Origin of the sequence: Streptomyces sp. NPDC032198 (genome assembly GCF_040636975.1) — a bacterium.
GTDB lineage: Bacteria > Actinomycetota > Actinomycetes > Streptomycetales > Streptomycetaceae > Streptomyces.
The window spans coordinates 21,272-45,222 of sequence record NZ_JBEZVL010000008.1 but is presented as its reverse complement, the minus strand read 5'-3'; the positions used below and the strand labels follow the sequence as shown (position 1 = coordinate 45,222).

General features: G+C 70.9%; 22 protein-coding genes. 6 read left to right on the top strand and 16 right to left on the bottom strand.

Translation table 11 applies throughout. The features are described 5' to 3' along the window. Window positions 1-270 precede the first annotated feature (270 nt). The 6 genes from AB0E78_RS21775 to AB0E78_RS21750 all read right to left on the bottom strand — a co-directional run bounded on the left by AB0E78_RS21775 (window position 271) and on the right by AB0E78_RS21750 (window position 7,067). Window positions 271-2,025 (bottom strand): ankyrin repeat domain-containing protein, encoded by a 1,755-nt coding sequence (locus AB0E78_RS21775; RefSeq protein ID WP_361834813.1) that lies wholly within the window; start codon window positions 2,023-2,025, stop codon window positions 271-273. Window positions 2,026-2,066: 41 nt separating this feature from the next. Next, window positions 2,067-2,648 (bottom strand): 2'-5' RNA ligase family protein, encoded by a 582-nt coding sequence (locus tag AB0E78_RS21770; RefSeq protein ID WP_361834810.1) that lies wholly within the window; start codon window positions 2,646-2,648, stop codon window positions 2,067-2,069. A gap of 64 nt (window positions 2,649-2,712) precedes the next feature. After that, window positions 2,713-3,621 carry a LysR substrate-binding domain-containing protein gene (locus AB0E78_RS21765; RefSeq protein WP_361834807.1) on the bottom strand — a complete coding sequence of 303 codons (909 nt, stop codon included), beginning with the start codon at window positions 3,619-3,621 and terminating at the stop codon, window positions 2,713-2,715. A gap of 126 nt (window positions 3,622-3,747) precedes the next feature. Then, window positions 3,748-4,644: a universal stress protein gene (locus AB0E78_RS21760; RefSeq protein WP_361834804.1), complete on the bottom strand. Its 897-nt coding sequence runs from the start codon at window positions 4,642-4,644 to the stop codon at window positions 3,748-3,750. A 146-nt stretch (window positions 4,645-4,790) separates the two neighbouring features. Next, window positions 4,791-6,368 carry an FMN-binding glutamate synthase family protein gene (locus AB0E78_RS21755; RefSeq protein WP_361834801.1) on the bottom strand — a complete coding sequence of 526 codons (1,578 nt, stop codon included), beginning with the start codon at window positions 6,366-6,368 and terminating at the stop codon, window positions 4,791-4,793. A 102-nt stretch (window positions 6,369-6,470) separates the two neighbouring features. Next, window positions 6,471-7,067 carry a hypothetical protein gene (locus AB0E78_RS21750; RefSeq protein ID WP_361834799.1) on the bottom strand — a complete coding sequence of 199 codons (597 nt, stop codon included), beginning with the start codon at window positions 7,065-7,067 and terminating at the stop codon, window positions 6,471-6,473. 194 nt (window positions 7,068-7,261) lie between these two features. Here AB0E78_RS21750 and AB0E78_RS21745 point away from each other — a divergent pair, with 194 nt between their 5' ends. Together AB0E78_RS21745 and AB0E78_RS21740 are read left to right on the top strand one after the other, a co-directional pair. Beyond that, complete coding sequence (locus AB0E78_RS21745) at window positions 7,262-8,446, top strand: FAD-dependent monooxygenase (protein ID WP_361834796.1); 1,185 nt, start codon at window positions 7,262-7,264, stop codon at window positions 8,444-8,446. After that, window positions 8,446-9,993 carry a hypothetical protein gene (locus tag AB0E78_RS21740; RefSeq protein WP_361834794.1) on the top strand — a complete coding sequence of 516 codons (1,548 nt, stop codon included), beginning with the start codon at window positions 8,446-8,448 and terminating at the stop codon, window positions 9,991-9,993. Before AB0E78_RS21745 ends, AB0E78_RS21740 begins: the two co-directional genes overlap by 1 nt. A 116-nt stretch (window positions 9,994-10,109) precedes the next feature. On the opposite strand, the gene AB0E78_RS21735 is transcribed toward AB0E78_RS21740, so the two are convergent. Further along, the gene (locus AB0E78_RS21735) at window positions 10,110-10,454 is read right to left on the bottom strand and encodes a VOC family protein (RefSeq protein ID WP_361834791.1); all 345 of its coding nucleotides are present in this window, start codon (window positions 10,452-10,454) and stop codon (window positions 10,110-10,112) included. A gap of 201 nt (window positions 10,455-10,655) precedes the next feature. On the opposite strand from AB0E78_RS21735, the gene AB0E78_RS21730 reads away from it, so the two are divergent. Then, entirely contained in the window at window positions 10,656-11,510 is an 855-nt protein-coding gene (locus AB0E78_RS21730) for an alpha/beta fold hydrolase (RefSeq protein ID WP_361834788.1), read from the top strand. 74 nt (window positions 11,511-11,584) lie between these two features. On the opposite strand, the gene ppk2 is transcribed toward AB0E78_RS21730, so the two are convergent. The 4 genes from ppk2 to AB0E78_RS21710 all read right to left on the bottom strand — a co-directional run bounded on the left by ppk2 (window position 11,585) and on the right by AB0E78_RS21710 (window position 14,057). After that, entirely contained in the window at window positions 11,585-12,553 is a 969-nt protein-coding gene (gene ppk2, locus AB0E78_RS21725) for a polyphosphate kinase 2 (protein WP_361834786.1), read from the bottom strand. A 79-nt stretch (window positions 12,554-12,632) separates the two neighbouring features. Further along, the gene (locus tag AB0E78_RS21720) at window positions 12,633-13,094 is read right to left on the bottom strand and encodes a hypothetical protein (RefSeq protein WP_361834784.1); all 462 of its coding nucleotides are present in this window, start codon (window positions 13,092-13,094) and stop codon (window positions 12,633-12,635) included. Continuing rightward, complete coding sequence (locus AB0E78_RS21715) at window positions 13,091-13,531, bottom strand: sigma-70 family RNA polymerase sigma factor (RefSeq protein ID WP_361835852.1); 441 nt, start codon at window positions 13,529-13,531, stop codon at window positions 13,091-13,093. Before AB0E78_RS21715 ends, AB0E78_RS21720 begins: the two co-directional genes overlap by 4 nt. Window positions 13,532-13,580: 49 nt before the next feature. Continuing rightward, entirely contained in the window at window positions 13,581-14,057 is a 477-nt protein-coding gene (locus tag AB0E78_RS21710; RefSeq protein WP_361834782.1) for a DUF3995 domain-containing protein, read from the bottom strand. A gap of 260 nt (window positions 14,058-14,317) precedes the next feature. Here AB0E78_RS21710 and AB0E78_RS21705 point away from each other — a divergent pair, with 260 nt between their 5' ends. Beyond that, a complete protein-coding gene (locus tag AB0E78_RS21705; protein WP_361834779.1) occupies window positions 14,318-14,800 on the top strand; it encodes a hypothetical protein in 483 nt (160 codons plus the stop codon). A gap of 66 nt (window positions 14,801-14,866) precedes the next feature. Here AB0E78_RS21705 and AB0E78_RS21700 read toward each other — a convergent pair whose 3' ends face one another. Next, window positions 14,867-15,604 (bottom strand): TioE family transcriptional regulator, encoded by a 738-nt coding sequence (locus tag AB0E78_RS21700; RefSeq protein WP_361834777.1) that lies wholly within the window; start codon window positions 15,602-15,604, stop codon window positions 14,867-14,869. A 58-nt stretch (window positions 15,605-15,662) separates the two neighbouring features. Between AB0E78_RS21700 and AB0E78_RS21695 the strand changes: the two genes are divergently transcribed. After that, the gene (locus tag AB0E78_RS21695) at window positions 15,663-16,886 is read left to right on the top strand and encodes an erythromycin esterase family protein (RefSeq protein WP_361834774.1); all 1,224 of its coding nucleotides are present in this window, start codon (window positions 15,663-15,665) and stop codon (window positions 16,884-16,886) included. Between the two features lie 28 nt (window positions 16,887-16,914). Here AB0E78_RS21695 and AB0E78_RS21690 read toward each other — a convergent pair whose 3' ends face one another. Together AB0E78_RS21690 and AB0E78_RS21685 are read right to left on the bottom strand one after the other, a co-directional pair. Continuing rightward, on the bottom strand, window positions 16,915-17,619 hold the full coding sequence (locus AB0E78_RS21690; RefSeq protein ID WP_361834771.1) for a beta-ketoacyl-ACP reductase: 705 nt from the start codon (window positions 17,617-17,619) through the stop codon (window positions 16,915-16,917). A gap of 212 nt (window positions 17,620-17,831) precedes the next feature. Continuing rightward, a complete protein-coding gene (locus tag AB0E78_RS21685; protein ID WP_361834768.1) occupies window positions 17,832-18,806 on the bottom strand; it encodes an MBL fold metallo-hydrolase in 975 nt (324 codons plus the stop codon). 172 nt (window positions 18,807-18,978) lie between these two features. On the opposite strand from AB0E78_RS21685, the gene AB0E78_RS21680 reads away from it, so the two are divergent. Next, on the top strand, window positions 18,979-22,224 hold the full coding sequence (locus AB0E78_RS21680) for a BTAD domain-containing putative transcriptional regulator (RefSeq protein ID WP_361834765.1): 3,246 nt from the start codon (window positions 18,979-18,981) through the stop codon (window positions 22,222-22,224). Here AB0E78_RS21680 and AB0E78_RS21675 read toward each other — a convergent pair. Together AB0E78_RS21675 and AB0E78_RS21670 are read right to left on the bottom strand one after the other, a co-directional pair. Continuing rightward, entirely contained in the window at window positions 22,145-22,936 is a 792-nt protein-coding gene (locus AB0E78_RS21675) for an ABC transporter permease (RefSeq protein WP_361834763.1), read from the bottom strand. The two genes, AB0E78_RS21680 and AB0E78_RS21675, sit on opposite strands and share 80 nt — an antisense overlap. Next, a complete protein-coding gene (locus AB0E78_RS21670) occupies window positions 22,933-23,922 on the bottom strand; it encodes an ATP-binding cassette domain-containing protein (protein WP_361834760.1) in 990 nt (329 codons plus the stop codon). Before AB0E78_RS21670 ends, AB0E78_RS21675 begins: the two co-directional genes overlap by 4 nt. Window positions 23,923-23,951: the final 29 nt, after the last annotated feature.

The window sequence follows — 23,951 nt, the reverse complement described above, 5'->3', positions numbered from 1 at the left end:
CGGCCTCCGGTGTGGTGGCGCCCGCGAGCAGTTCGTCCTCCTTCTCGGCGTGGGCGCAGTCCCTGCCCAGGCCGAGACCAACGAGGGTCACGGCTGCCGCGACGGCGAGGTAGAGGGCGTCCCCATGGCCGAGGGCGTGGACCAGTTCGCCGAGGGCTGGCGCGTGGAGCTGGGCGACCCCGCCACCGGCAACACGATCCAGCTCCCCTACCGGGTGGTTCCCCTGCCTGCGCCCATCGGCTGATCACGCGCGGCCGCGTACCGGACCTCTCATCGCCGAAGCTGGGGAGGCAGTTCCACCCAGCGGCGCGGCATGCGGCGGTCCACCGCCTCCTCGGCGTCCCTGATACGCAGACCGGCCGCCGCGGCGGCGTAGGCGAAGGTGTTGGCGTCGTGCGGGAAGGGGTGCTCTCGCTGCCAGAAGCGGAAGTGCCAGTAGGCGGACGGATCCGACTCGTCCGGCCGCAGGCCGATTTCCTCGCGCGCAGTGACCTCGCCGTCTTCGGCCAGAGTCCCGAAGGTGCCGCCCTTGGGATTGAAGTAGATGCCGTACGCGGCAGTGCCTGCCGATATCGCCCGCAGCACGGTGTCGTCGCTCGGCATGTATCCCTCCTGTGTGATCATGCAGCCGCCTGGTGCGCCGGGCACGCTGCCCACCCCCACGTAGTGGAGGGATTCGTCGTAGTCCGTCAGGTCGAAGGGAGCGTGCTCAAGGTCTACCGTCGGGCACTGTGCGGGGTCAGCGCCCAGGCGGCGTATCACCTCTTCCTCGCTCAGCCCCCGCACGAAGCAGAGGCCGAGCCCCTCGGTCCACAACTCTCGCTCGCCGCAGGCCGCGATGAGGGTGTCCGCCTCCCGGAAGGCGGCGGCTTCTTCGGCGGGGAGCTCCACCGCGCCGGGAAGGTCCGCGACGAGGGACGCGAGCGATGTGGTCAGCAGCAGCCGGCCCGGCGACCAGGGTCCCGTCTGGGGTGTCCATACGTCGGCCCCTGCGGCGATCAGGGCCCGGACGGTGTCCTCGTCAACGGTGCAGGCGGCGTACCAGAGCGGGGTGTGTTCGTCGTCGTCGGGTGAGTCGACCTCCGCGCCATGGGACAGGAGCGCGGCGACTGCTTCCGCTGCTCCGCGCTCCGCTGCCTGGTGCAGCGGGGTCGACCCCAGCCATCCGACACGGGCGTCGGGCGGTGCACCGCCTTGGAGCCGGGCCCGGATCACATCCGCGTCCCCCCAGTCCCCGTAGGCCACCTGTTCCCAGTCGGCCCGCGGCAGATAGCGCCGCTGCTCCTCCTCTTGACGACGAAGCATCGTGCGCTGGTGCCCTGTCAGAGGCCGAGCCAGCAACCCGGGCGTTCCACCCACTTCGAAGGTCGCGAAAGAACCCGGCTGCTGGCTCGGCTCCGGCGGTTCGAGGCCCGGCCAGACCTCGAGCACGCGCGCCGACGCGGCATGCAGCGCAGCGGTGTCGATCGAGGTGCGTGTCTCGCCGATGCCCTCGTCCGGCCACTCGACGACCAACTGCGCCTCGCCCAGCGGGGGAAGTTCCGCCAGGTACAGGTCGACGTCGGTCTTGAAGAGGGAGCGGCGGGGCTGGTGCAGGTCGACGTCCAGTGGGATCAGGCCGACGGCCTGCTCCGTGACTGCCGTGGCCTGCTGCCCGTCTGGCCTCGTCCACTCCACGGCTCGGTGCACCGGGGCGTCCAGGGAAGTCACTCGGCGGCCGTCGCAGAACGACAGGCCGACCCTGAGCCCGGACTGCCGCCTTGCGTCCGCGGTCGACCAGCGGGCCTTGCGGAAGACCGACAGATGCAGGGTCGCCGCCTGCGGCCACAGGGACCATCCCGTCACCACCACCCGGGCGTTGGCCGCTGCTCCGACCACCTCCAACTGCGAGTGCAACACCGGTGCGAACCAGTCGACGGGCGGCGCGTGACGCCCGGCATCATCCCCCGGCGGACACAGCCAGACCAACGCGTCCCGCTCCGCGACCGGTTCCTCCGCCACCACCAGATCGTCAAAGAATCCCATGCGCCGATCGTGGCAGAGGGGTCTGACATCGATGCTGGGACTCAGGTTCGGGCGGTCGTGGCCGCTGTGGGCGGCAACGCGAACTCGGCCACGTTCCGCCACGAGCCTGGCGCCTCAGTACCGGCGATCAGACGGACACGGTCGATGCGGGCATCGATCGGGAGCTTCGCCCTCAAGTCACCGGCTGCCCGCTGCATACCGGCAAGATCCGCCAGGCGTGTGCTTCCGACAGTCAGGTGCGGCGTCGGCTCGGGATGTGTACCTCGGTAGGGCGGAAACTCGGGGAACTGACGCCACACGATGTCGGTGAGCCGACGGAAGGGCGTATCCGGTTCGGGAGCCAGCCACATGACGTCCTGCCCGAACCACGCGACCTTCGAGAACGTGCAGGTGAAGGCGGGGACTTCCGCCAGACATGTCCGCACGTCCTCGAGCATGCCGTCGGTGATTCTCGCCGGAGCGGCGAAGGGGTGGAGAACGGTGACGTGCGCCGGAACCGGCCAGGACGCCGTGTGGTCCAGCACGCGCCGGTAAAGCCCTACCACTGCCTCGACTTCGGCTACTGGAACGACGATCGCCGTCTTCGTCGCGTCCGCCAGCTTGCCCAGGTTCGCCTCGACCATCTCGGCATGCTCGCACACACGACTCGATCGACACCGCCCCACTGGAGGCGGAGCGGGGAGCACCCTAACCGCGTGCGTCCGGTAGGCGGTGGGTCGTGAAAGGTTCGCGGGTGATGAACTCGTGGAACTTCAGGGCCGCTTCGGACAGGTAGCTGTCTTGGCTCCACACCAGGGTGAGTATCCGCTCGCAGTCGGGTGCGTCCACGTGGGTCCAGGCGACCGGGACGCGTATCTCCGTGCCTGATTGGTGGGAGATCTCCGGGATGAGGCCGATGCCGAGCCCTGCACTGATCATGTCCTGGGTGGCGCCCGGCTCATCGCCCTCGCAGGACAGCAGCGGCGTGAGCCCTTCGGCCGCGAACAGCCGGTCCAGGAGGGTGCGTTGCCAGTGACCCGGGCGCGTGGTGACGAAGGGCTCGTCGGCGATCTCGGGGATCGTCACGCTCTGTCGGCCGTCGAGCCAGTGCCCGATCGGCACCGCGAGCAGCACCTCCTCGCGCGCGAGCTCGACCGACTCGAGGTTCGTGCCGGTCAGCGGCTGTGAGGCCACGCAGAAGTCGACCTCGCCGGTGCGCAATCGGCGGTCCATCTCCTGCGCGGTCGACTGGAAGAGCCGTACGTCGGCCCGCGGATGATCGGTCCGGAAGCTGCCCAGGAGGTGAGTGATCGTCAGAAGCGTTTCGGAGGCGACGCTGACGCGTCCGAGCCCGGTGTCACGGGCGTCACGCACGGCCCTGCAGCCGTCGTCGAGCTCGCTCAGGGCACGCTCCACGTGCCGCAGGAACATCGCACCGTACGGATTGAGTCTGATGCGGCGCCCCTGCCGGTCGAAGAGGGGCGAGCCCAGCTCGGACTCCAGACGTGCGATGGTGCGGCTCAACGAGGGCTGAGCGACGCGCAGTTCCTGTGCGGCGCGGCTGATGTGCTCGAAGCGGGCGACGGCCTGGAAGTAGCGCAACTGCAGAAGGTCCATGGTCCACACCCTCGCCCATGCCCAGGGCCCCCACCAGCTCTTCTTCCCGTTCCTTGGTGAGCCAGGTGCGGATCACGCTGGGGTACCAGCTCCCGGCCGGGCGCGGGCCGCCGTACCGCGTCGCGATCAATGCCTGTGCGGCACGACCGCCACCGGGCACTCCGCCGTGTGCAGCGCCTCGCCACTGACCGATCCGAGCATCAGCCGTCGCAGTCCGGTACGGCCGTGAGAACCCACGACCAGCAGGGCCGCGCGCCGTGACGCCTCGGAGAGGATCGTCGCGGGCCGCACCTGCTCGACCCGCAGGTCGACCGCCACCTCCGGGAACCGGCTGAGGCGCTTGGCGGCCTCCGCCCGCAGCGCCTGGCGCGCCCGTTCGTCGAGCTCCTCGAAGTTGGGCGCCACCATGCCCGGTCCCGCGGGCATCTGGCCGAGGTGAAACGCGCCGTACACCAGCTCCAGCCTGGCTCCGCGGACATGAGCCTCGGCGTAGGCGAGATCCAGTGCCTCGTGCGGAACGTCATGGACGTCGACGCCGACCACGACCCGGTTCTCCCGGGCAGTGTTCTCCCCAGGCCGGACCACGACGACGGGACAGGAAGCATGAGTGGCCACCTGCCAGCTCACCGACCCCAGCGGCAGGCGGGGAAATCCGCCACCGCCGCGGTGGCCGACCACCAGCCACGCCGCTTCGGCGGAGCGTTCCACCAACACCGCCGCGGGCCGACCGGCCACGGCCTCTGCCGTCACCGCCACATCGGGGAACTCCGTCTCGACCAGCTCCACCAACGGCTTCACGAGCGTCGCCACCGCCTGCGTCACCGGGCTCCGCTCTTCCCCGTCCGCGTGCCCTTCCCCGGGACCGGCCGGCGAAGACCCCTCCGCCGCGACGTGCAGGAGGTTCAGCGGGAGGCCGTGCAACGACGCGTGCCGCGCCGCGTAACGCACCACGGCGGGCTGGTCGCCGCCTTGCTCGACTCCGACCAGGACAGGCCGTCCCGCCCCCTTCTCGTGCTCTGACATGACTTCTCCTTGCTGATTGGTCATTTGGTCGATGGGTCGATGGGTCGATTCTTTGTCGGTTGGCTTCAGCGGGCCAACGATCACTCGCCCTGCCGGTACCCCTCGCGCCCTGGATGAATCACCGCAAAGCCCCATCCGCCGCTCCGCTAGGCGAACCGGTCGGGGTCGGCGGCCGACCAGTCATCGGCCCAGTGCGGCGGGGTGTTGTCGAGGAGCTCCCCGGGCGCCAGGCGTTCGTGGAGCTCATGGCCGGCGAGGATGGTGGCGGGGCCGGTGCGCCGGCGCAGCATGTGCGGGCGGAGCTCGCCGGGCTCGGACACCCCCATGGCCGCCATGATCTTCATCGCGCCGGCAACCGTGGCGGTCTGGAAGCGTTGGACGCGCAGCGACTTGTCGGGCACGTCGAGGGCGCGGGCACGGCGTGGGTCCTGGGTGGTGACGCCGACGGGACAGGTGTTGGTGTGGCAGCGCTGGGCCTGGATGCAGCCGACGGCGAACATCATGGCGCGGGCCGCGTTGGTGTAGTCCGCGCCCTGGATGAGGAGCTTGACGATGTCGGCGCCGGTGGCGACCTTGCCGCTGGCGCCGATGCGGATCCGGTCGCGCAGACCCGTGCCCGTCAGGGCGTTGTGGACGATGAGCAGTCCGTCGGTGAGCGGCTGACCGAGGTGATCGGCGAATTCGAGGGGCGCGGCTCCGGTGCCGCCCTCCGAACCGTCGACGATGATGAAGTCCGGGGTGCTGCCTTCTGCCAGCATGGCCTTGCAGAGGGCCAGGAACTCGCGGCGGGATCCGACACAGAGCTTGAATCCCACGGGTTTCCCGTCGGCGAGTTCCCGCATCCGCGCCAGGAACCGGATCAGTTCACGCGGCGTGCTGAAGACGCGGTGGTAGGAGGGCGAGACGACGGTCTCACCTTCGGGAACGCCGCGGGCCCGGGCGATCTCCGCGTTGACCTTGCTGCCGGGCAGCAGGCCGCCGCTGCCGGGCTTGGCGCCCTGGGACAGCTTCAGCGACACGCATTTGACCTCGTCGCGCGCCGCTTGCTCGGCGAACTGCCGCGGGTCGAAATCGCCGTCCTTCGTGCGGCAGCCGAAGTATCCGGTGCCGACCTCCCAGACGAGGTCACCGCCGTACCGCAGGTGGTACTCGGAGATACCGCCCTCTCCCGTGTCGTGGGCGAAGCCGCCGAGCGCGGCGCCGTGGTTGAGCGCGAGCACGGCGTTGGCGGACAGCGACCCGAAGCTCATCGCCGAGACGTTCAGGAGCGCCATGTCGTACGGCCGGGTGCAGTCCGGACCGCCGATGCGGACGACGGGCGGAGTCTCGCGTACCGGTACGGGCGCGATGGAGTGCACCAGGAAGTCGTAGCCCTCGGCGTAGACATCGCGTTCGGTCCCGAAGGCCTCTTCCGCCGCAGTGCCTTTCGCCCGCTCGTAGACGATGCTGCGGACGTCCCGGTCGAAGGGACGCCCGTCGTAGTTGCGCTCGACGAAGTACTGCTGGAGTTCCGGGCGCAGGCTCTCCAGCAGGTAGCGGAGGTGGCCCAGGAGCGGATAGTTGCGCAGCACGGAATGCTTGCGCTGCACCAGGTCGTACAGGCCTACGGCGGTCAGGGCCAGCGCGATCGCGGCAGGGGGCCACCACCACGGCGAGACCGTGAGGGACAGCGCCGTGAACCCGAAGCCCATGAGCGCGAGCACGAACAACAGTACAAACCGCATCACACCGGACAGTATCCCCGCCGGCCTGGCGTCTCGCCGTATCTCCGACGCGCCGTCGTGGAGATCCGGCACGCCGTCGCGGACGGGAGCGCGCTTCGGGGCTCAGCAGCGGAGCCCGACGATGCCCCAGCCGCGGCGGTCCGCCTCGGCGACCACCTCGCCCCATCCTTTGAGGAACTCGGCGAACGAGGCGAAGTCGCCGATCCAGCCGTTCGGCACCGCCGCGTGTCGCGCGAACGGCTCCCGCAAGGTGTCCAGGTCAGGGGCTGCCTGGGTCCAGAAGGCCTTGATGGCGGCGATGTCGTGCGGTGGCCGCCACAGGAGCAGGTCCGCGTCCCACGGGCACTCCCGCTCGGGCAGACCCCCGGCGGTCTCCCCGGCCACGTCCTCCAGGCCCTGCCAGAACAGTGCGGCCGTGAAGCGGTCAAGGGCCGCGCGCAGGCCGGGGGCGGCGAAGTCCCTGACGTTCTCCCATCGCTCGCCCGCCCAGAAGTGCGGCTTGTACGAGCCCAAGGTGTGCCGGAAGGCGTACCGGCCGTACCAGTCGGTGCCCGCTGCCGACGGCCAGATCCACCCCGCTTCGTCGAGGTCGCCCTCGACTCCGAATGCGGCCTCCTCCAGCAGTTCACGCCGTTCGCCCGCCGGTGCCGCCTCGACCCGGTCACAGTCGACGACAAGAACCTCGATGCCCACTCCCATGCCGCAAGGCTAGGCTTTCTGATCGAGCGCCGGACGGCGGGGGTGAACCGCTCCTCGTCACGTTGACAGGCTCCTGTCGACATGTTGCTATAAGGCGCTGCTCAGCCGGACTTGCGCACCTCGCATGCCGTTCGGGCACCGGATCGCAGGCCACTTGACCGGGGGTGGCGCCCCCGAACCCAGAGCGAGGAACCATGCCGCAGCGCGCCGCGACCATCGTCGGCGGCGGGATCGGCGGCCTCGCGGCGGCCATCGCCCTGCACCGCCGGGGCTGGCGCGTCGAAGTCCTGGAGCGGGCCCCGGAGTTCACCGAGATCGGCGCCGGCATCTCCCTGTGGCCCAACGCGCTGCGAGCCCTCGACGCGCTCGGCCTGGCCGACACCGTCCGGGCACTGGGCGCCGTCGAGGCCGCTGGTGGCGTACGCGACCGCAAGGGCCGCTGGCTGACCCGTACGGACAACGCGGAGCTGACCCGCCGCTTCGGCCACCCCCTGCTGGTCCTCCACCGCGCGGACCTGCTGCGGGCGCTCGCCGAGGCGCTGCCCGCCGACAGCCTGCGGCCGGACAGCGAGGTCTCCCAGGTCCGCGACGACGACCACGGCCCGGTCGTCGAGCACCCCGGCGGCGCGTCCCGGCCCGACCTCGTCATCGGCGCCGACGGGCTGCGCAGCGCGGTCCGCGGCGCGCTGTGGCCCCGCGCGGCCGACCCCCGGTACGCCGGATATACCGCCTGGCGCATGGTCACCGAGCCCCTCGCCGACCCGCCCGCCGAGGGCGCGGCGACCTGGGGCCGCGGGGAGAGGTTCGGTTACACGGCGCTGCCGGGCGGGCGGATGTACTGCTTCGCGACCGCTTCGCTGCCGGCGGGAACGATCAGCGACTCCTCCGAACACGACGAACTGCTGCGCCGGTTCGGGTCCTGGCCGGACCCCATCCCCCGTCTGCTGGCCGTGGTCCCCCCGGACGCGGTGCTCCGGCACGATCTGTACGACCTGCCGCCGCTGCCCTCCTTCGTACGCGGCCGGGTCGCGCTGCTCGGGGACGCGGCCCATGCCATGACCCCGAACCTCGGCCAGGGTGCGTGCCAGGCGCTCGAGGACGCGGTCACCCTGGCCCACTGCCTGGACTCCGCCCCTGACGACCTGGCCGCCGCGCTCCACTCGTACGACCTGCTGCGCCGCCCGCGGACCCAGGCCATCACGCGCCGCTCCGCCCGGCTCGGCGACATGGGCCAGCTCGCGTGGCCACCCGCCGTACTGCTGCGTGACACGGCAGCCCGGCTGATGCCCGCGTGGGCGACGCTGCGGTCCATGACGCCGGTCCTCGGCTGGACCGCACCCGGTGAGCAGTCGACCACGACGGAGAACGAGACCCCCTGATGCCGGACTGGACCTACCAACCCCTGCGCGGCGCCGCCGCTGCCGTACTCGGACTGCGCCGTTCGCAGCGGACCGCCCTGCGGATGCTGGCCACGATCGGCTCCCGCCCCGCGGGAGCGCGGTTGATCGCCCGCGGGTTCGGCCACCGGCATCCGCCGGAGCGGCTGGCCGGCGAGGTGGCCGGTGTGCCCGTGGCCGTCCGCCTCGGCATCACCGTCCCGCCCTCGCTGGCCCGCGACACGGTCCGCGCCATGTCACCGCTGGGGGCCGGTGTCGTCGAGGTGGCGCCCGTCTCGGCGGCTGACATACAGACCGTGCGCGAGGCCGCCGACGGCCGCGCGATACCGGTGGTCGCGCGCACCTGCGACCCGGAGGTCGAGGCCGCCCTCAAGCCTCACGTGGACGGATTCACCGGCGACGACGACCCGCGCGTCGTCCACGTGTCCGATCCGTCGGTCACCGCCGCCGCGACCGTGCTCGACGAGCCGGGCACCGTCGTGCTCATCCGGCCGGGGGTGCTCGTGGCGGCGGGACCCGGCTGGTTCGCGCGGGTCGTCGAGGCGGCCACGCCCACCGCCCCCGCTCCGGTGCTGCGCGACGTCGGCCGTGATCCACGGCGCTGGCCCGCCTGGTGGTGGGCACTGCTCGTCGGGCTCGGCATGACGGGCGCCGGACTCGGCGCGGCGGCGATCACGCTCGGGCCGGTGCTGCTCTGGTACGACCGCGACTACCTCGGCATGACGCTGCACGAACTGCACGCCGCCAACCACCACCTGGTGCACTTCCTCCAGCACGACCGGATCACCATGGCCGGCACGATGGTGGCCATCGGCGCGCTCTACACCGGCCTCGCCGTGGGTGGGATCCGCCGCGGCTGGCCATGGGCCCGCGAGGTGTATCTGCTCTCAGGAGCGATCGGCTTCCCCACCCTGTTCTACTTCCTGGCCACCGGTTTCGTGGAGCCCCTGCACACGGCCACCGCGCTCGTGCTGTTCCCGATGTTCGTGGCAGGCGTCCGCCGCGCCCCGCAGGGGCCGCGGTGGCGCCTGGTGGCCGAGGGGCCGGAGCCGGAGCGCAGGCGGGCACTGGTCGGCCAGCTCCTGATGATTCTCACGGGCGCGGGCCTCTTCGTCGGCGGGGCGGTGATCTCGGTGGTCGGTCTGACCGATGTCTTCGTGCCGACGGACCTGACCTTCCTCGGCACCGACGCGCACACACTGGAAGCCGTGAATCCGCGGCTCGTGCCGTTCCTCGCCCACGACCGCGCGGGGTTCGGCGGCGCCCTGATGTCCGCCGCGGTGGCGATCGTGCTCCTCAGCGCGTGGGGCTGGCGGCGGGGCGAGGCGTGGGTGTTCTGGACTCTGGCGGCGGCGGGCGCGGCAGGTTTCCTGCCGGCTGTCGTGGTGCACGGCACGATCCACTACACCGACCTCATCCACCTGGCGCCGGTCTACTTCGGCATCATCCTGACCGGCACCGCCCTGTTCCTCGCGCGCCCTTACCTCTGTGCCAAGGCGAGCGCGACGGCGGCGAGTTCACCGAGCTGAACGACGGGCTGGACGAAGAGCTGGACGAAATCGCCCGTCCCGTCCACCCCAGTCGGTCCCGTCCGCCCGGTCGGTCCCGTCCCCCCAGCCAGTGCCGTCCGCCCGGTCGGTCCCGGTCAGTCCGACGGGCCGCCGCCGATTCCGATCTCGTTGCCGTCCGGATCGCGGAAGGTGGCCTTGCGGACGCCGTTGGCGTAGGTCTCGCGCGTGTCCGGTTTCAGACCCCGCTCGGCGATCCGGGCGACGCGGGTGTCGAAGTCCTCGACGAAGAGGGTGTGCAGGGCGTGCCCGGCGTGCTCGGGCCGCACCTCGATGAACACGTACCGGTGTTCGGCGAGCTCCCAGACCGCCTCGGTGTCATTGGGCAGGAAGGAGGGCGGCCCGCCGAGCAGTCGCTCGTACCAGGCCACCGCCGTGGTGTAGTCGCGGACAGGGATACCCGCGAACAGATCTACGGTCATGAGGCCATGCTAAGCACGGCGGCGCCCGCGAGCCCCTTGCGTACCTGGCACCAGGACGGCACGGCGTCCCACCTGGTCTTTTCCGTATACGAATACGTGCGCGAGCACTACAGGCCAAGGTCGCACCGGCGGGCCGGAAAACGACACAGAACTGCCCAAATCGTGCTTGCTTCGAAGATCGTTCCATTGGAGGCTACGAGCATGCAAAAGCAGCCGACGTTCGTATTCGTTCATGGCGCCTTCTCGAACTCGTTCTCGTTCGCGCCGCTGCAGGCGGAGCTCGGCCTCCTCGGGCACCGCTCGGTCGCGCTGAACCTTCCGGGCCACGGGTTCGGGGCGACCTACCCCGCCGCCTACCAGGCGCCGCAGGATCTCGACGCGCTCGCCGGGGAACCGGGCAGCCTCAAGGGGGTCACTCTCGCCGACAACGCCGCCCACGTGATCGAGGTCCTCGAACGGGCGAAGCAGAACGGCCCGACCATCCTCGTCGGCCACAGCAGGGGCGGCGCCACGATCACCGCGGTCGGCAACGCCCGGCCCGAGCTGGTCGACCGGATCGCTTACGTCGCCGCCTGGTGCCCCGTCGACCTGGACGTCAACGGCTACTACGCCGAGCCCGAGATGGCGGAGGTCGACGGGGGCTCCTACGCTTCGGCGCTCGTCGGGAACCCGGCCGAGCTCGGCCTGCTCCGGGTCAACTTCCGCACTGCCGCCCCGGAGACGCTCGCCGCGGTCAAGCAGGCCTTCGCAGACGACCTCACCGACGACGAGTTCCGTACGTTCCTGAACACCTTCCAGCCCGACGAGAACCTCGACATCGGCACGCCCGCCGACCGTGCGCAGGCCGCGACGTGGGGCCGCATCCCGAAGAGCTATGTGCGACTGGCCGACGACGCCAGCGTCCCGCTCGCCATGCAGGACCGCATGATCCGCGAGGCCGACGCGCTCACCCCCGACAACCCCTTCCACGTCGGCACCCTCGAGGGGAGCCACCTGCGCTGGCTCGTCCACCCGAAGCCCGCCGCCCAGCTGCTCGCGGACCTCGCGACACGCTGACGGCCCGCGCCTCCCCACCGGTCGCGGCCGGGCGACCGGCCCTTAGGGGTGCAGGCCCTTAGGGGTGCAGGCCCTTAGGGGTGCAGGCCAGGTCCCTGACCAGTTTCGGCGAGTCTGCTGGGTGACAGGTCCGTCGGGTCCTCGCCCGCTTCCAACAGCGTGTCGGCCGGGCCGATGATGAGCGGGTCCGCCTCCCCCACCGCGTCCTTGTCCATCGACTCGTAGTCGACACGCAGCAGCAGGTGCCGGATGGCTTCGAGGCGACCACGGCGCTTGTCGTTGAACTTGATCACCGACCACGGTGCGTGGGCGGTGTCCGTGGCGCGGAACATCTGCACCTTGGCGCGGGTGTAGGCGTCCCAGAGATCCAGCGAGGCCAGATCCGTGGGCGAGAGCTTCCACTGACGTACGGGATCCACCTGGCGGATGGCGAAGCGCGTACGTTGCTCCGCCCTGGAGACGGAGAACCAGAACTTGACCAGCACGATGCCGTCATCGGTGATCATCTTCTCGAACATCGGCACCTGCCGCAGGAACTCCTCGTGCTGGCGCGGAGTACAGAAACCCATGACGGGCTCGACACCGGCTCGGTTGTACCAGGAGCGGTCGAAGAAGACGATCTCCCCGGCGGACGGCAACTCCGCGACGTAGCGCTGCAGGTACCACTGGCCCGATTCGCGTTCCGTGGGCTTGTCCAGCGCCACGACACGGGCACCTCGGGGGTTGAGGCGCTCGGTGAAGCGCTTGATGGTGCCGCCCTTGCCTGCCGCGTCCCGCCCCTCGCAGACGACCACGACACGCTGGCCCTGATCGCGCACCGACTTCTGCAGCTTCAGCAGCTCGATCTGCAGGATCCGCTTCTGGCGCTCGTACTCCTTGCGCTTCAGCTTCTCCGAGTAGGGATAGTTCTCCTGCCAGGTCCGCAGCGGCTCACCCTGCGCGTCGAGCAGCACCGGGCGCTCCGGTCGGGCCTCATCGACCGAAAGGCCGTCCAGCAGGCGCTCCGCGTCCTCGTCGTCCGACGCCACTACGTCTCCTCTCATCGCCGCGTCCCTCCTTTCTACCCGGATCGAGCGCTACTCCACAGAAATCGCCATATGGCCAGGACCACGCCCTCCCCCTTCACAGCAGGCCCTTGAGCCGCTGCAGGCTCCGCTCCCCCTCCCGTCGTACACCCAGCGGCACCAATGCGGCACGTCCCGGCACCCGCACCCCGCCGGTGAACGCCACCCTGGTGCCCTCGCCGTCCGGTGCCGCGGCGGCGCCGATGAGCAGGAAGCGGCTCTGCAGCCAGCACCAGCCGGGCCGCTGCTCCCCGTACAGTCGGGCCCGCATCCCGTACTTGCTGCGGGCCAGCGCCTCCACGCGCACGCCATCCCTCCGTACGACCCTGAGCCCCCGCATGTCGGGGGTGATCCGCCCGAAGGCTCCCTCCAGATCGCCCAGCAGGGCTTGGACACGATCGCAGGGGGCCGCGACGAAGCCCTCGGTGACCTGTGCGCCGGGGATGGCGGCGGCGAGCACACGCAGTCGCCGCACGGGGTCCAGGTCGGCGGCGGGCCACCCGCCGGTGGTTTCAGTCATGAGGTCCATGCCTTCCGGAAGGTGTCGCGGGCCCGGTGCAGCCGGGACTTGACGGTGCCCACGCGGATGTCGAGCAGCTCGGCCGCGGCCCGCTCGTCCAGGCCCTCCACGTCACGCAGCACGAGTACGGCCCGGTGCTCCGGGGACAGCCGTTCCAGTACGTCCCTGATGTCGGCGCCCAGTTGGGGGTCGCCGCGTGAGGGCAGGGCGCTCAGGTCGGCGGGCACCGCACGGGCGGCGCGCCGGGCCAGCCGGACGGCCTCGCGCACCGCGATGGCACGGACCCAGCCGTGCAGCGCCGCCGGCTCCTTGAGGGTGCGCAGCGAACGGAACACCGCCACCAGTGCCTCCTGCGCGGCGTCCTGACCCTGATCCAGGGCGATGGGGCCGCAGATACGGCTCACGTAGGGGGCGAGTTCGTCCAGCAGCTCGGCCATGGCCAGCGTGTCGCCGCGCTGCGCCGCGCGCACCCGGCCCGCCGTTTCCTCATCGGACACGTACGGCATCCTCCCAACGGGCCTTGCCCTTGCGGAGAGTGGGTGTCGCCGCGCCACGGAGGACTCTGATCGCGGCCATCCCCAGCAGGGCGCACAGCGGGGTGTAGAGCCCGAGATTGAGCCAGTAGAAGGCTGAACCGGTGTCCTGCGCGAAGAGCCAGTAGAGGCCCGCCACCGTGCGCAGGCCCAGTCCGCCCGCCACCGCGAGGGTTCCGAGCCGGAACAGTCTGCGGGGGCGCCGGGATTGAGCGACGACGATGCCGCTCGCCGCCAGCAGGAGGACGGCGAGCGGCAGGACGACGGGCGGGGTGAACGGCGCTTCGGTGCCCAGGACCGCGTACGACAGACTCTCCGCGTCGTCGGCGGGCCAGGTGGAGCCGGTCGCCCAGTAGAGGTGGAACAGTGCGTCCACGGTGAGCACCGAGGCGAGAACTACGGCTGCTCGCTGTGCCGTTCGGTCGGACATGAGACCTCCTGCGTCGGGAATCGATGCCCGACAGAGGAGCCGACTCGGGCAAAGGTTCCCGCGGAGGTGCAGGAAAGGTGCCGGGCCCCTTCCGACAGGCGACCGACAAGCCACCGATACAGGGTGACGACGCGCTCCGCTCCTCATGCCTCCGCGGCCATGACCCCATAGCGAAATTGATCTTAGACGTCATGACGCACGCGCAATAGCGTCGAGTTGTTCGCACGGGAAACAGGAATTCCAAGTGGGGAGAATCCACCATGGTCACCAGCAAGAGATTGTTCGCGATATCTCTGGCCACCGCTGCGATTGGCTTCTGCGCTGCGGGAGGAGCGACCGCCGATACCCCGGCACAGGGCGGGAAGCGTCAGGTCGAGGTCCTCGAGATCAAGATTCAGAACGACCAGCACGAGGCCACTGATCTCGGCCCGGCGGGGCCGAGCCTGGGTGACATGGACGTCTACTCCGGCATCGCGCTACAGGACGGACGCCGAGTCGGGCATGGGGGCGGATCGTGTCAGGTCGTTCGCATCGAGGGCGAGAAACTCACGACACAGTGTCTGATCACGGTGGAACTCGAGCGTGGTTCGCTGACGATGCAGTCGCTCTGGACCAGCGGAACGCGTTCCCTCGACATGGCCATCACCGGTGGCACCGGCGCTTTCAGTGACGCGCGGGGCACTGTTCGCTACTGGGACATCGCCACACCGGAAGAGAGGCTGCGGGCGGAAATCCTGCATTGACGCGGGGAGAATTGATGCGGAAAAGCGAGCGGCACAGCAAGACCGTGGAGTGTGGAGTCACGGCGATCAGGGTTCGGCTCGCCCGCTCTCGCTGAGGTACGCCTCCAGTTCGGCGGCGCCCGTCAGCATCGCACGGCCGCGGGCGGACAGCCGATCGTGCCAGTCGCTCAGCGTGGCCTCCAAGGGCTCCAGGCCGCCGGCCGCTCGCACCTGGGCGATCAGCGGGGCGATCTGCTCCAACAGGTAGCCGCCCCGCCTGAGTTGGTGCACCAGCCGGGCATCCCGTACGTCGGCTTCGTCGTAGACGCGGTACCCGGTCCGCGGGTCCCTGCGCGGGTGCACGAGACCGGCCGTCTCCCATTTACGCAACGTCGCGGGCCGGATCCCGAGCCTTCCGGCCAGCGGCCCGATGAACCGGTCGTCGGCCCCGGCCTGCGCCCCGGACGCCGGCGTGGGCCCCAGGTCGCCGAGTGCCCTCTCCACGGCCTGGAGGGTCCGCCGGTCGTCGAGGAGCTGCACATGGCTCTCGTCGATGAGACGGAACGCCTCCTCGGCTTCGCCCTGGTTCACGGCCCGCATGATCGCCGTCGCGGTCCGGTGGCCGTGGCCGGGCACCAGGGCGAGAAACGCGCGCAGGGCCCGCGCGTGCAGCGCGGTGTAGGTGCGGTAGCCGCTGGGTGTGCGCTCAGCGGCCGGGAGGATCCCGTCCTCCTCGTAGTTCCTGATCGCCTGCGTCGACAGACCGTGCCCGCGCGCCAGGTCGACCGGCCTGAGCCGCACCCCGTTTTGAAGGTTTTCCCCCATGCGCCCACCCATGTGGCAGAAAAGTTTCAACCGATGGTTCAACGATAGCGTTTAAGGCATGGCTCTTCACATCAAGGACACCGCCCATGCCTTCGAAGCGACCGCTGTCATGAAGCTCCTCCCGTCCCGGCCACAGGTACTCGCCCTGGGTGAGCCCACCCACCGCGAGGACACTCTGCTCGACCTGCGCAACGAGCTCTTCCGGCAGCTCGTCGAGGAAGCGGGCTACCGGACGATCGCGATCGAGAGCGACTGCATGAAGGGGCTGGTCGTGGACGACTACGTCACCTCGGGCACCGGCTCTCTCGACGAGGTCATGGAGCAGGGATTCAGCCACCCCGACCTGGGGTTGGGCACCTCCGCGGCCAACCGTGAACTCGTACGCTGGACACGGGCGTTCAACGAGGGCCGGCCCGCGTCCGAGCAGGTCCGCTTCGCCGGTTTCGACGGCCCCCTGGAGATCACCCACGCCGCGAGCCCCCGCCGGGCACTCACCTTGCTCCACAGCTATCTCTCGGCCCGCATGGTGGATGCGGACCTGCTCCCCTGCACCGCGGAGACCCTCGACCGCCTGCTCGGCGCCGACGAGAAGTGGACCAACCCCGACGCGATGATGGACCCGGCACAGTCCGTGGGGCAGTCGGCGGAGGCGAAGGAGCTGCGGCTGCTCGCCGACGACCTCGTGGCCCTGCTCGACGCGCAGACCCCGCACCTGATCACGGTGACCTCGCGGGACGACCTGGACCGAGCGCGCCTGTACGGGCGCACCGCCACGGGCTTGCTGCGCTACCACCACTGGATGGCCGACACCTCCCCGAGGCGGATGGCCCGGCTGGTGGGTCTGCGCGACCAGATGATGGCGGACAACCTCCTCGCCCTCGCCGACCGGGGCCGGACCTTCGTCCACGCCCACAACAGTCATCTCCAGCGGGACAAGAGCACGATGCGCATGTGGGACCAGCCGCTGGTCGAGTGGTGGAGCGCCGGCGCGCTCGTGAGCGCACGGCTTGGCGAGGAGTACGCCTTCCTGGCCACGGCCCTCGGCACGCTTCAGCACCAGGGCGTGGACACCCCGCCGCCGGACACGGTCGAAGGGCTCCTCTACGCGCTCCCCCAGCACCGCTGCCTCATCGACGCCCCGCGGCTGGCGACCGCCCTCGGCGGCACTCCGATCGCACCCCGCGTCTCCCCCTGGTTCGGCTACGCCCCGGTCGACCCGGCCCACCTGACCGGGCTCGACGGGCTCGTGTTCGTCAAGGACGTCCCGCACAAAGGGGCCTGACGGTTCGGCGGGGTGTCTCGCGCGGGTGTCAGTGCCCCATGCCGCCACCACCGTCCACGGGGATGACGGCACCCGTGATGTAGCCGGCGGCGGGGGACGCGAGAAAGGCGATGGTCGCGGCGATCTCCTCGGGGCGGGCCAGGCGGCCCAGGGGTATCTGCCGTACGAGGCTCTCGCGCTGCTCGTCGGTGAGGCTCTCGATCATCTGCGTTTCCGTGAGGCCGGGGGCGACAACGTTGAAGGTGACGTTGCGGGAGCCGAGTTCGCGCGCCATGGAGCGCGCGAAGCCGACGAGTCCGGCCTTGGAGGCGGCGTAGTTGGCCTGGCCGCTCTCCCCGCGCAGGGCCACCGCCGAGGACACCAGGACGACGCGCCCGAACCTGGCGCGCAGCATCGCCTTGCTGGCCTGCTTGACCACGCGGAACGTGCCCGTGAGGTTGGTGTCGATGACGGACGTGAAGTCCTCTTCGCTCATGCGCATGAGGAGTTGGTCCTTGGTGATGCCCGCGCAGCACACCAGTACCTCCACCGGGCCGTGCTCGTTCTCCGCCTCCTTGAAGGCGGCCTGCACCTGCTCGGTGTCGGTGATGTCGCACCGGATGGCGAAGAGTCCCTCGGGGGGTTCACCGGTGCGGTAGGTGACGGCGACGCGGTCGCCCGCCGCTTGCAGGGCGCGGGCGGTGGCCAGGCCGATGCCGCGGTTGCCGCCGGTGATCAGGACGGAGCGGGTCACAAAAAGCCTTTCGCAAAACACTGTCGAGCAGTTGATGGATCCGATGGATGGGTCGGAACCGATCAGGTTAGGTCACGTCGGATCAGGTCACAGAGCGGGGGCGGAGACGCGCCGGCCCGGGTCAGTTGACGGCTGATCATGGCTGCGGCGTCCAGTACGGCCCAGTCGACGCGGGAATGACGTTCCGGGGCGGCCGGCCACATTCCGGACCGTCAGGCGACCGGCAGTTGAGGCTCGGTGCGCTGGTCGAAGGCCCACTGGGCTGCACTGTGTGCCAGCTCGATGACGGTGTTGTCGGGGCTGGTGCCCCGGAGGTGGCTGTACTCCAGCGCTATGACGATCATGAGGCGCTCCGGGAGGCCGAGCTGAGGGTAGAGGCCACGTCGGACGATGTCGTCCATGGCCTCACGGGCCGACAGACCCTTCTCGAAACGCAGCCGGATCTCGCCCTGCATGGTGCGCAGGTAGTCGATGTGCTCGCTCAGGTCACCGGGCCCCTTGAGCCCGCCGTGCCCGGGAACGATGACGCGGGGCGAGAGTCCCAGGATGGTCTCGTTGGCGTCGATGATGTTCTGCAACGGGCCCGACCAGTGCGGAGGATGGTCCTCGGGGAAGAAGACGTCGCCCGCGCAGACCACGTCACCCACCTTGACGATGAGGTCTCCCGCGTGGTGCGCGGGACCGACCTCGATGAGCTCGACCTCCGTTGCACCGACCGTGAAGGTGTGGTGCCCGCTGAAGGTGGAGGTGGGTGGGGTCACCCGGGCCGAGAGGAAGTCGAAGACACCGAAGTGACGGCGGATGTACCAGCCCAGTGCCCCGTCGGAGGGCGTCTCGTTCAGCAGGCGGTGCATCTCCTGGGGCGTCGGCTCGTGCGCCAGGTGCTCGGAGCCGGTGCGGGTGGTGATGATGTTCGCGCCGGGGAACAGGTGGTTGCCCCAGCTGTGGTCGCCGTTGGCGTGGGTGTTGACCACGGTGGTCACGCGTCGCGTCCCGAGAACCGGGCGGGCCGCCCGGATCATCGCGTCGGTCAGCGGCCCGTCGTACGGGGTGTCGATGATGGCGGCTTCGTCGCCGGAAATGATCCACAGGCAGTTGGCGTAGCCCCAACTGCCGCCGCCGGGAGGCATCCACACGTGCAGCCCGGCGGCGTTCGGGATCGGGGTGAGCTGGCGGGGGAGGTCCATCGGCGCATTCTCGCCGAAGATGTCTCCTCACGTCGTGTGGCGTGGGGCACATGACGCGCCGTCCGGTCCTCGCGTCCACCATGCGGACGTCGGGTGAGGCCCCGCCCGCCCCGTGGGAGTTGGGCTCGTGACAGGGGCCAAGGGCCGACGGCGCCTTGGCTAATCTGCACATGTGACCACCGAACTGACCCTGCTGCCGCGTGTCGCCCATCGCGGGCAGGAGGTCACCGCGCCCCGGCTGCGCGGCCTCCTGGCGCTGCTCGCGGGCGACCTGCGCTCGGGCTGCGGAATCGAGCGGCTGGTGGCAGGGCTGTGGCCGGACGCGTTGCCGGAGCGGCCGGGCAAGGCGTTGCAGGTCCTGGTGTCCAGGGCGCGGGCGCAGTGGGGTGCCGACGTCATCGCGAGCACACCGACGGGATACCGGCTCACCCTGGCCGAGGATCAGGTCGACAGTTCCGCCCTGCTGCTGCATGCCGCCGCGAGCGCGGAGCGTGCCAGGGCCGGGGATCACGCGGGAGCGCTGGCCGAGGCCGAGGCCGGGCTCGCGCTGTGGCAGGGAACCCCTGGCGTGGCGGCCGGCACCGACGGCCCCGACGCCACCGGCGATCCTGTCGCCGCGTTGCGCGCCGACCGCGCTCCCGTCCGAGGCACGCTCATGCGCGCGCAGGCGCTCGCGCTCGCCCGCCTGGGTCGGCATGCGGAGGCCGCTGCTCCGCTGGCCGTGGCCGCCGCGCAGCACCCGCGTGACGAGGAAGTGCTCGCCCAGTTGCTGCGCGCCGAGGCGGCGACGGCGGGCCCGTCCGCCGCGCTCACGCGCTATGAGGCCTACCGCCGTGAGCTGCGCGAGACACTCGGCACGGATCCCGGTACCGGGCTCAGGGCCGTACAGCGGGAGTTGCTGGGCGGTGAGGCGCGGGTGATCCGGCACGGTGTGCCGCACGAGCCGAATCCGCTCCTCGGCCGGCAGGAGGACATCGCGGCGGTGGAGGACCTGTTGGGCACCTTCCGTGCCGTCAGCGTCGTCGGGCCCGGCGGCCTCGGCAAGACCCGCCTCGCGCACGCCGTCAGCCGCCGGGCCGAGCAGCGCGTGGTGTATTTCGTGCCGCTCGCCGCCGTCACCGCGGACGCGGACGTCGCCACGCAGGTGGCCTCCGCGCTGGGTGCGGGCGAGGGGCGGCACGGCGTCGTGAGCGGCCATGGCGCGGCCGACCCGGTCTCCGGCATCCTCGGCGTGCTCGGCTCCGGGCCCGCGCTGCTGGTGCTCGACAACTGCGAGCAGGTCATCCGGGGCGCCGCCGACCTCGTACAGGCTCTGGTCGCCTCGTCGAAGGAGCTGCGGGTGCTGGCCACCGGCCGGGCTCCGCTGGACCTCTCGTCGGAGGCGGTGTACGCGCTGCCGGAGCTCGGACTCGACACCGCGGTGGAGCTGTTCACGCAGCGGGCGCGGGCCGCGAGGAGCGGCGTGGAGCTGTCGCCGGACGCGGTGGCCGAGGTCTGCCGTCACCTCGACGGGCTGCCGCTCGCCGTGGAGCTGGCGGCGGCGCGCGTGCGGGCGCTGTCGGTGCCGGAGATCGCCCGCAGGCTCGGCGACCGGTTCGCGCTGCTGCGCGGCGGGGCGCGGGACGTACCGGAGCGCCACCGCACGCTGCACGCGGTCGTGGAGTGGAGCTGGAACCTGCTCGCCCAGGAAGCCAGGGCAGCGTTGCGTCTGCTGTCGGTCTTCCCCGGCGGCTTCTCCGGTGCGGCGGCGGAGCAGGTGCTCGGCGACGACGCCCTGTGGCTCCTCGAGCAGCTGGCCGGCCAGTCGCTGCTCACCGTGGCCGACACCCCGGCCGGTGTGCGCTTTCGGATGCTGGAGGCCGTACGGGAGTTCAGCGCGGCCCGCCGTGCGGAGGCGGGCGAGGAGGACGAGGCCGTGGGCCGCTTCCTGGCGTGGGCGCGGGGCTTCGGGGTGGCCCACCACGACGTGCTCTTCGGCCCGGCCGCTTCCCCGGGCTCCCGGCTCGCCTCGGACGGGGGCGGCCCCGTCGCCGCCCGGGAGCGGATCAGGGCCGAGCAGGACAACCTCGTGGCCGCCCTGCGGTATGCCCTGGCCCGCACCGACGGCCCCACGATCGCCGCCCTCACCGCCGTCCTCGCCGCGCTGTGGTCCACCGACTCCAACTATCCCCGCCTGGCCACGCTCGCCGCCGACACCGGCCCGCCGCTGTCGCACTACTACCCCGGGCCCGAGTACGTCGAAGTCGCCCGCGCCGCGGCGGTGTTGTGCGCGGCGGGTCTGTTCATGAACTACGGGCCGCACGGCGTACGCCAGCTCGCCACCCTCCGTCGGCTGCCCGCTGCCCCGCCGGACACGCTGCCGCGCGCCACCGCGGCAGTCCTGAGCGCACTTCCCGGGATGCGCCCTCCCGACTACGCCGTGCTGCACGCGCTCTGCGCCAGCGAGCAGCCCCTGGTCGCCGGGATCGCCGAGTGTGTGGCCAGCTATGTGTGGGAGTACGAGCACGACATCGACGGCGCGCTCGCCTCGGCCCACCGGATGATCACCGCGCTCGCTCCCGTCGATCATCCGTCCCTGCAGCTCATGGGCCATTCCCGGCTCAGTGAACTGTCCTTGCGGATGGGGCGGGGCGACACCGCCTACGAGCATCTCAAGGCGGCGCTGAAGGCTCTGCCGCGGCTCGGTGACGAGCTCGACTACATCGGCATCCGCTCGGCCCTCGTCCTGGCCTGCCTGCAGCGCGGCGACCCCGACGAGGCCGAGTACTGGCTGCGGCAGACCGAGGTGGACGGCACCCCGTACGAGAACGCCTTCTACAGCCCCGACCTCGGCAGCCGCGCGGAGATCGCCCTCACCCGCGGGCTGACGGAGGCCGGGCTAAGCCTGTGGCGCAGCGCCGTGGAGCGGATGCCCGCGGCGGGATCGTTGCACGGCGGCGACCCGTGGCTCGACCCCTGGGCCCTGCAGATCCAGTCGGCGGCGGTGACGGCGCACGCGCACGCCGGCCGCCTCGAACTGGTCACGGAGCCGGTCGACCGGCTGGGGCAGCGGCTGCGGACGCTGCTCGACGGCCCGCCCCGCTCGGCCGTGGAGCTGCCGGTGTTCGGCACGATGCTGCACGCCCTCGGCATGGCCGGTCTCGCGTCCGGCGACGCCTCCGCCGTACGGCTGATCGCGCTTGCCGAACGGCTGCGGGTGCTGCGGGAGTTCCAGCCCACGATGGCGGCGGCCCGCGCACGGGAGGCGGCCGAGAACGCCGACCCGGCGGCGTACGCCGACGCGGAGTCGCGGTACGCCGCCCTGGATCGGGGCCAGTTGTGGGAGGCGGCCCGCGCGCTTACCTCGGGTCGCGGTGGAACAGCGACGTCGACCAGCGGTAGCCGAGCGCGGCAAGACCCAGGCACCAGGCGACCGTGATCCACCCGCTGTCGCCGATCTCGCTGCCGAGCAGCAGCCCGCGCAGGGTCTCGATGGCGGGGGTGAACGGCTGGTACTCGGCGACCGGCTGGAACCAGCCCGGCATCGCGTCGACCGGCACGAAGGCGCTGGAGATGAGCGGCAGGATCATCAGCGGCAGCGCGTTGTTGCTGGCCGCCTCGGGGTTCGGGCTCGCCATCCCCATCCCGACGGCGATCCAGGTGAACGCCAGCGCGACGAGCGTGAGCAGCCCGAACGCCGCACACCACTCCAGGACGGTGGCGTCGGTGGACCTGAAGCCGATGGCCACGGCCACGGCGCCCACGACCAGCACACTGAGGATGGCCTGCAGCACGCTGCCGACGACGTGCCCGACGAGCACCGATCCGCGGTGGATCGCCATCGTGCGGAAGCGGGCGATGATGCCCTCGGTCATGTCCATGGAGACGGACACCGCGGTCCCTGCCGGAGTGGCGCCGATGGTCATCAGCAGGATGCCCGGGACGAGATAGGCGATGTAGTCGGAGCGGTCGGCGCCGCCGCCGCTGATGCCCGCGCTCATCGTGTCGCCGAAGACGTAGACGAAGAGCAGCAGCAGGACGATCGGCGTCAGCAGGATGTTCAGGGTGAGGGAGGGGTAGCGCCGGGCGTGCAGGAGGTTGCGGCGCAGCATCGTGGAGGAGTCGCGCACGGCGAGGGAGAGGGAGCTCATCGGGCGGACTCCTTGGGCTGGCTGCGGGTGTTGGCCGGGCCGGTGAGGGCGAAGAAGACGTCGTCGAGGTCGGGGGTGTGCACGGTGAGCTCGTCGGCCTCGATGCCGGCGGAGTCCAGCCAGTCGAGGAGGGAGCGCAGTTCGCGCTGAGTGCCGTCGCTGGGGATCCGCAAGGACAGCGCCTGGTCGTCGCGCGTCACCTCGCGCAGGGCCAGGGCGGCGGACCGGTACACGGCCGGGTCGGTGAACCTCAGCCGCACATGGCCGCCGGGGATGAGCCGCTTGAGCTCCTCGGAGCTGCCCTCGGCGGCGATCCTCCCGTCGCTCAACACGGCGATGCGGTCGGCGAGTTCGTCGGCCTCCTCCAGATACTGCGTGGTGAGAAAGACGGTCACCCCGCCGGAGACCAGCTCGCGGATGATGGCCCACATGTTGTGCCGGGAGCGCGGGTCGAGGCCGGTGGTGGGCTCGTCGAGGAAGATGATCCGCGGGTTGCCGACCAGCGTCATGGCGATGTCCAGGCGGCGCCTCATCCCGCCGGAGTACGTCGAGGCGGGCTTCTTGGCGGCGTCGGTGAGGTCGAAGCGCTCCAGGAGTTCGGCGGCGACTCGGCGGCCTTCGCTGCGGGAGAGATGGTGCAGGTCGGCCATGAGGAGCATGTTCTCCTCACCGGTGATCAGACCGTCCACGGCGGAGAACTGTCCGGTGACACCGATCGCGGCCCGCACGGCTTGCGCGTCGGCGGCCGGGTCGTGGCCGCCGACGCGCAGGGTGCCGGCGTCGGCGCTGATGAGCGTGGACAGGATCTTGACCGCGGTGGTCTTCCCGGCGCCGTTCGGCCCGAGCAGGGCGAAGACGGTGCCGGCGGGCACCGACAGGTCGATGCCGTCGAGGACCGTCTTGTCCCCATAGGCCTTGCGCAGCCCCGTGGCCGCTATGGCCGATGAGGGCCGCGTGATCGGTGTCGATGTCGTCGGTGTCGTCATGCCGCAGAGGTTGCGGCACGGCGCATTCA

Coding starts and splice junctions, on each gene's coding strand:
- ppk2 (WP_361834786.1), bottom strand. CDS start 12,553: ATGAGAGGAGACGTAGTGGCGTCGGACGACGAGGACGCGGAGCGCCTG.
- AB0E78_RS21700 (WP_361834777.1), bottom strand. CDS start 15,604: ATGGGGGAAAACCTTCAAAACGGGGTGCGGCTCAGGCCGGTCGACCTG.
- AB0E78_RS21735 (WP_361834791.1), bottom strand. CDS start 10,454: ATGACCGTAGATCTGTTCGCGGGTATCCCTGTCCGCGACTACACCACG.
- AB0E78_RS21740 (WP_361834794.1), top strand. CDS start 8,446: ATGCCGGACTGGACCTACCAACCCCTGCGCGGCGCCGCCGCTGCCGTA.
- AB0E78_RS21765 (WP_361834807.1), bottom strand. CDS start 3,621: ATGGACCTTCTGCAGTTGCGCTACTTCCAGGCCGTCGCCCGCTTCGAG.
- AB0E78_RS21760 (WP_361834804.1), bottom strand. CDS start 4,644: ATGTCAGAGCACGAGAAGGGGGCGGGACGGCCTGTCCTGGTCGGAGTC.
- AB0E78_RS21710 (WP_361834782.1), bottom strand. CDS start 14,057: ATGTCCGACCGAACGGCACAGCGAGCAGCCGTAGTTCTCGCCTCGGTG.
- AB0E78_RS21745 (WP_361834796.1), top strand. CDS start 7,262: ATGCCGCAGCGCGCCGCGACCATCGTCGGCGGCGGGATCGGCGGCCTC.
- AB0E78_RS21755 (WP_361834801.1), bottom strand. CDS start 6,368: ATGCGGTTTGTACTGTTGTTCGTGCTCGCGCTCATGGGCTTCGGGTTC.
- AB0E78_RS21720 (WP_361834784.1), bottom strand. CDS start 13,094: ATGACTGAAACCACCGGCGGGTGGCCCGCCGCCGACCTGGACCCCGTG.
- AB0E78_RS21730 (WP_361834788.1), top strand. CDS start 10,656: ATGCAAAAGCAGCCGACGTTCGTATTCGTTCATGGCGCCTTCTCGAAC.
- AB0E78_RS21715 (WP_361835852.1), bottom strand. CDS start 13,531: ATGGCCGAGCTGCTGGACGAACTCGCCCCCTACGTGAGCCGTATCTGC.
- AB0E78_RS21750 (WP_361834799.1), bottom strand. CDS start 7,067: ATGGGAGTGGGCATCGAGGTTCTTGTCGTCGACTGTGACCGGGTCGAG.
- AB0E78_RS21705 (WP_361834779.1), top strand. CDS start 14,318: ATGGTCACCAGCAAGAGATTGTTCGCGATATCTCTGGCCACCGCTGCG.
- AB0E78_RS21695 (WP_361834774.1), top strand. CDS start 15,663: ATGGCTCTTCACATCAAGGACACCGCCCATGCCTTCGAAGCGACCGCT.
- AB0E78_RS21670 (WP_361834760.1), bottom strand. CDS start 23,922: ATGACGACACCGACGACATCGACACCGATCACGCGGCCCTCATCGGCC.
- AB0E78_RS21775 (WP_361834813.1), bottom strand. CDS start 2,025: ATGGGATTCTTTGACGATCTGGTGGTGGCGGAGGAACCGGTCGCGGAG.
- AB0E78_RS21675 (WP_361834763.1), bottom strand. CDS start 22,936: ATGAGCTCCCTCTCCCTCGCCGTGCGCGACTCCTCCACGATGCTGCGC.
- AB0E78_RS21685 (WP_361834768.1), bottom strand. CDS start 18,806: ATGGACCTCCCCCGCCAGCTCACCCCGATCCCGAACGCCGCCGGGCTG.
- AB0E78_RS21770 (WP_361834810.1), bottom strand. CDS start 2,648: ATGGTCGAGGCGAACCTGGGCAAGCTGGCGGACGCGACGAAGACGGCG.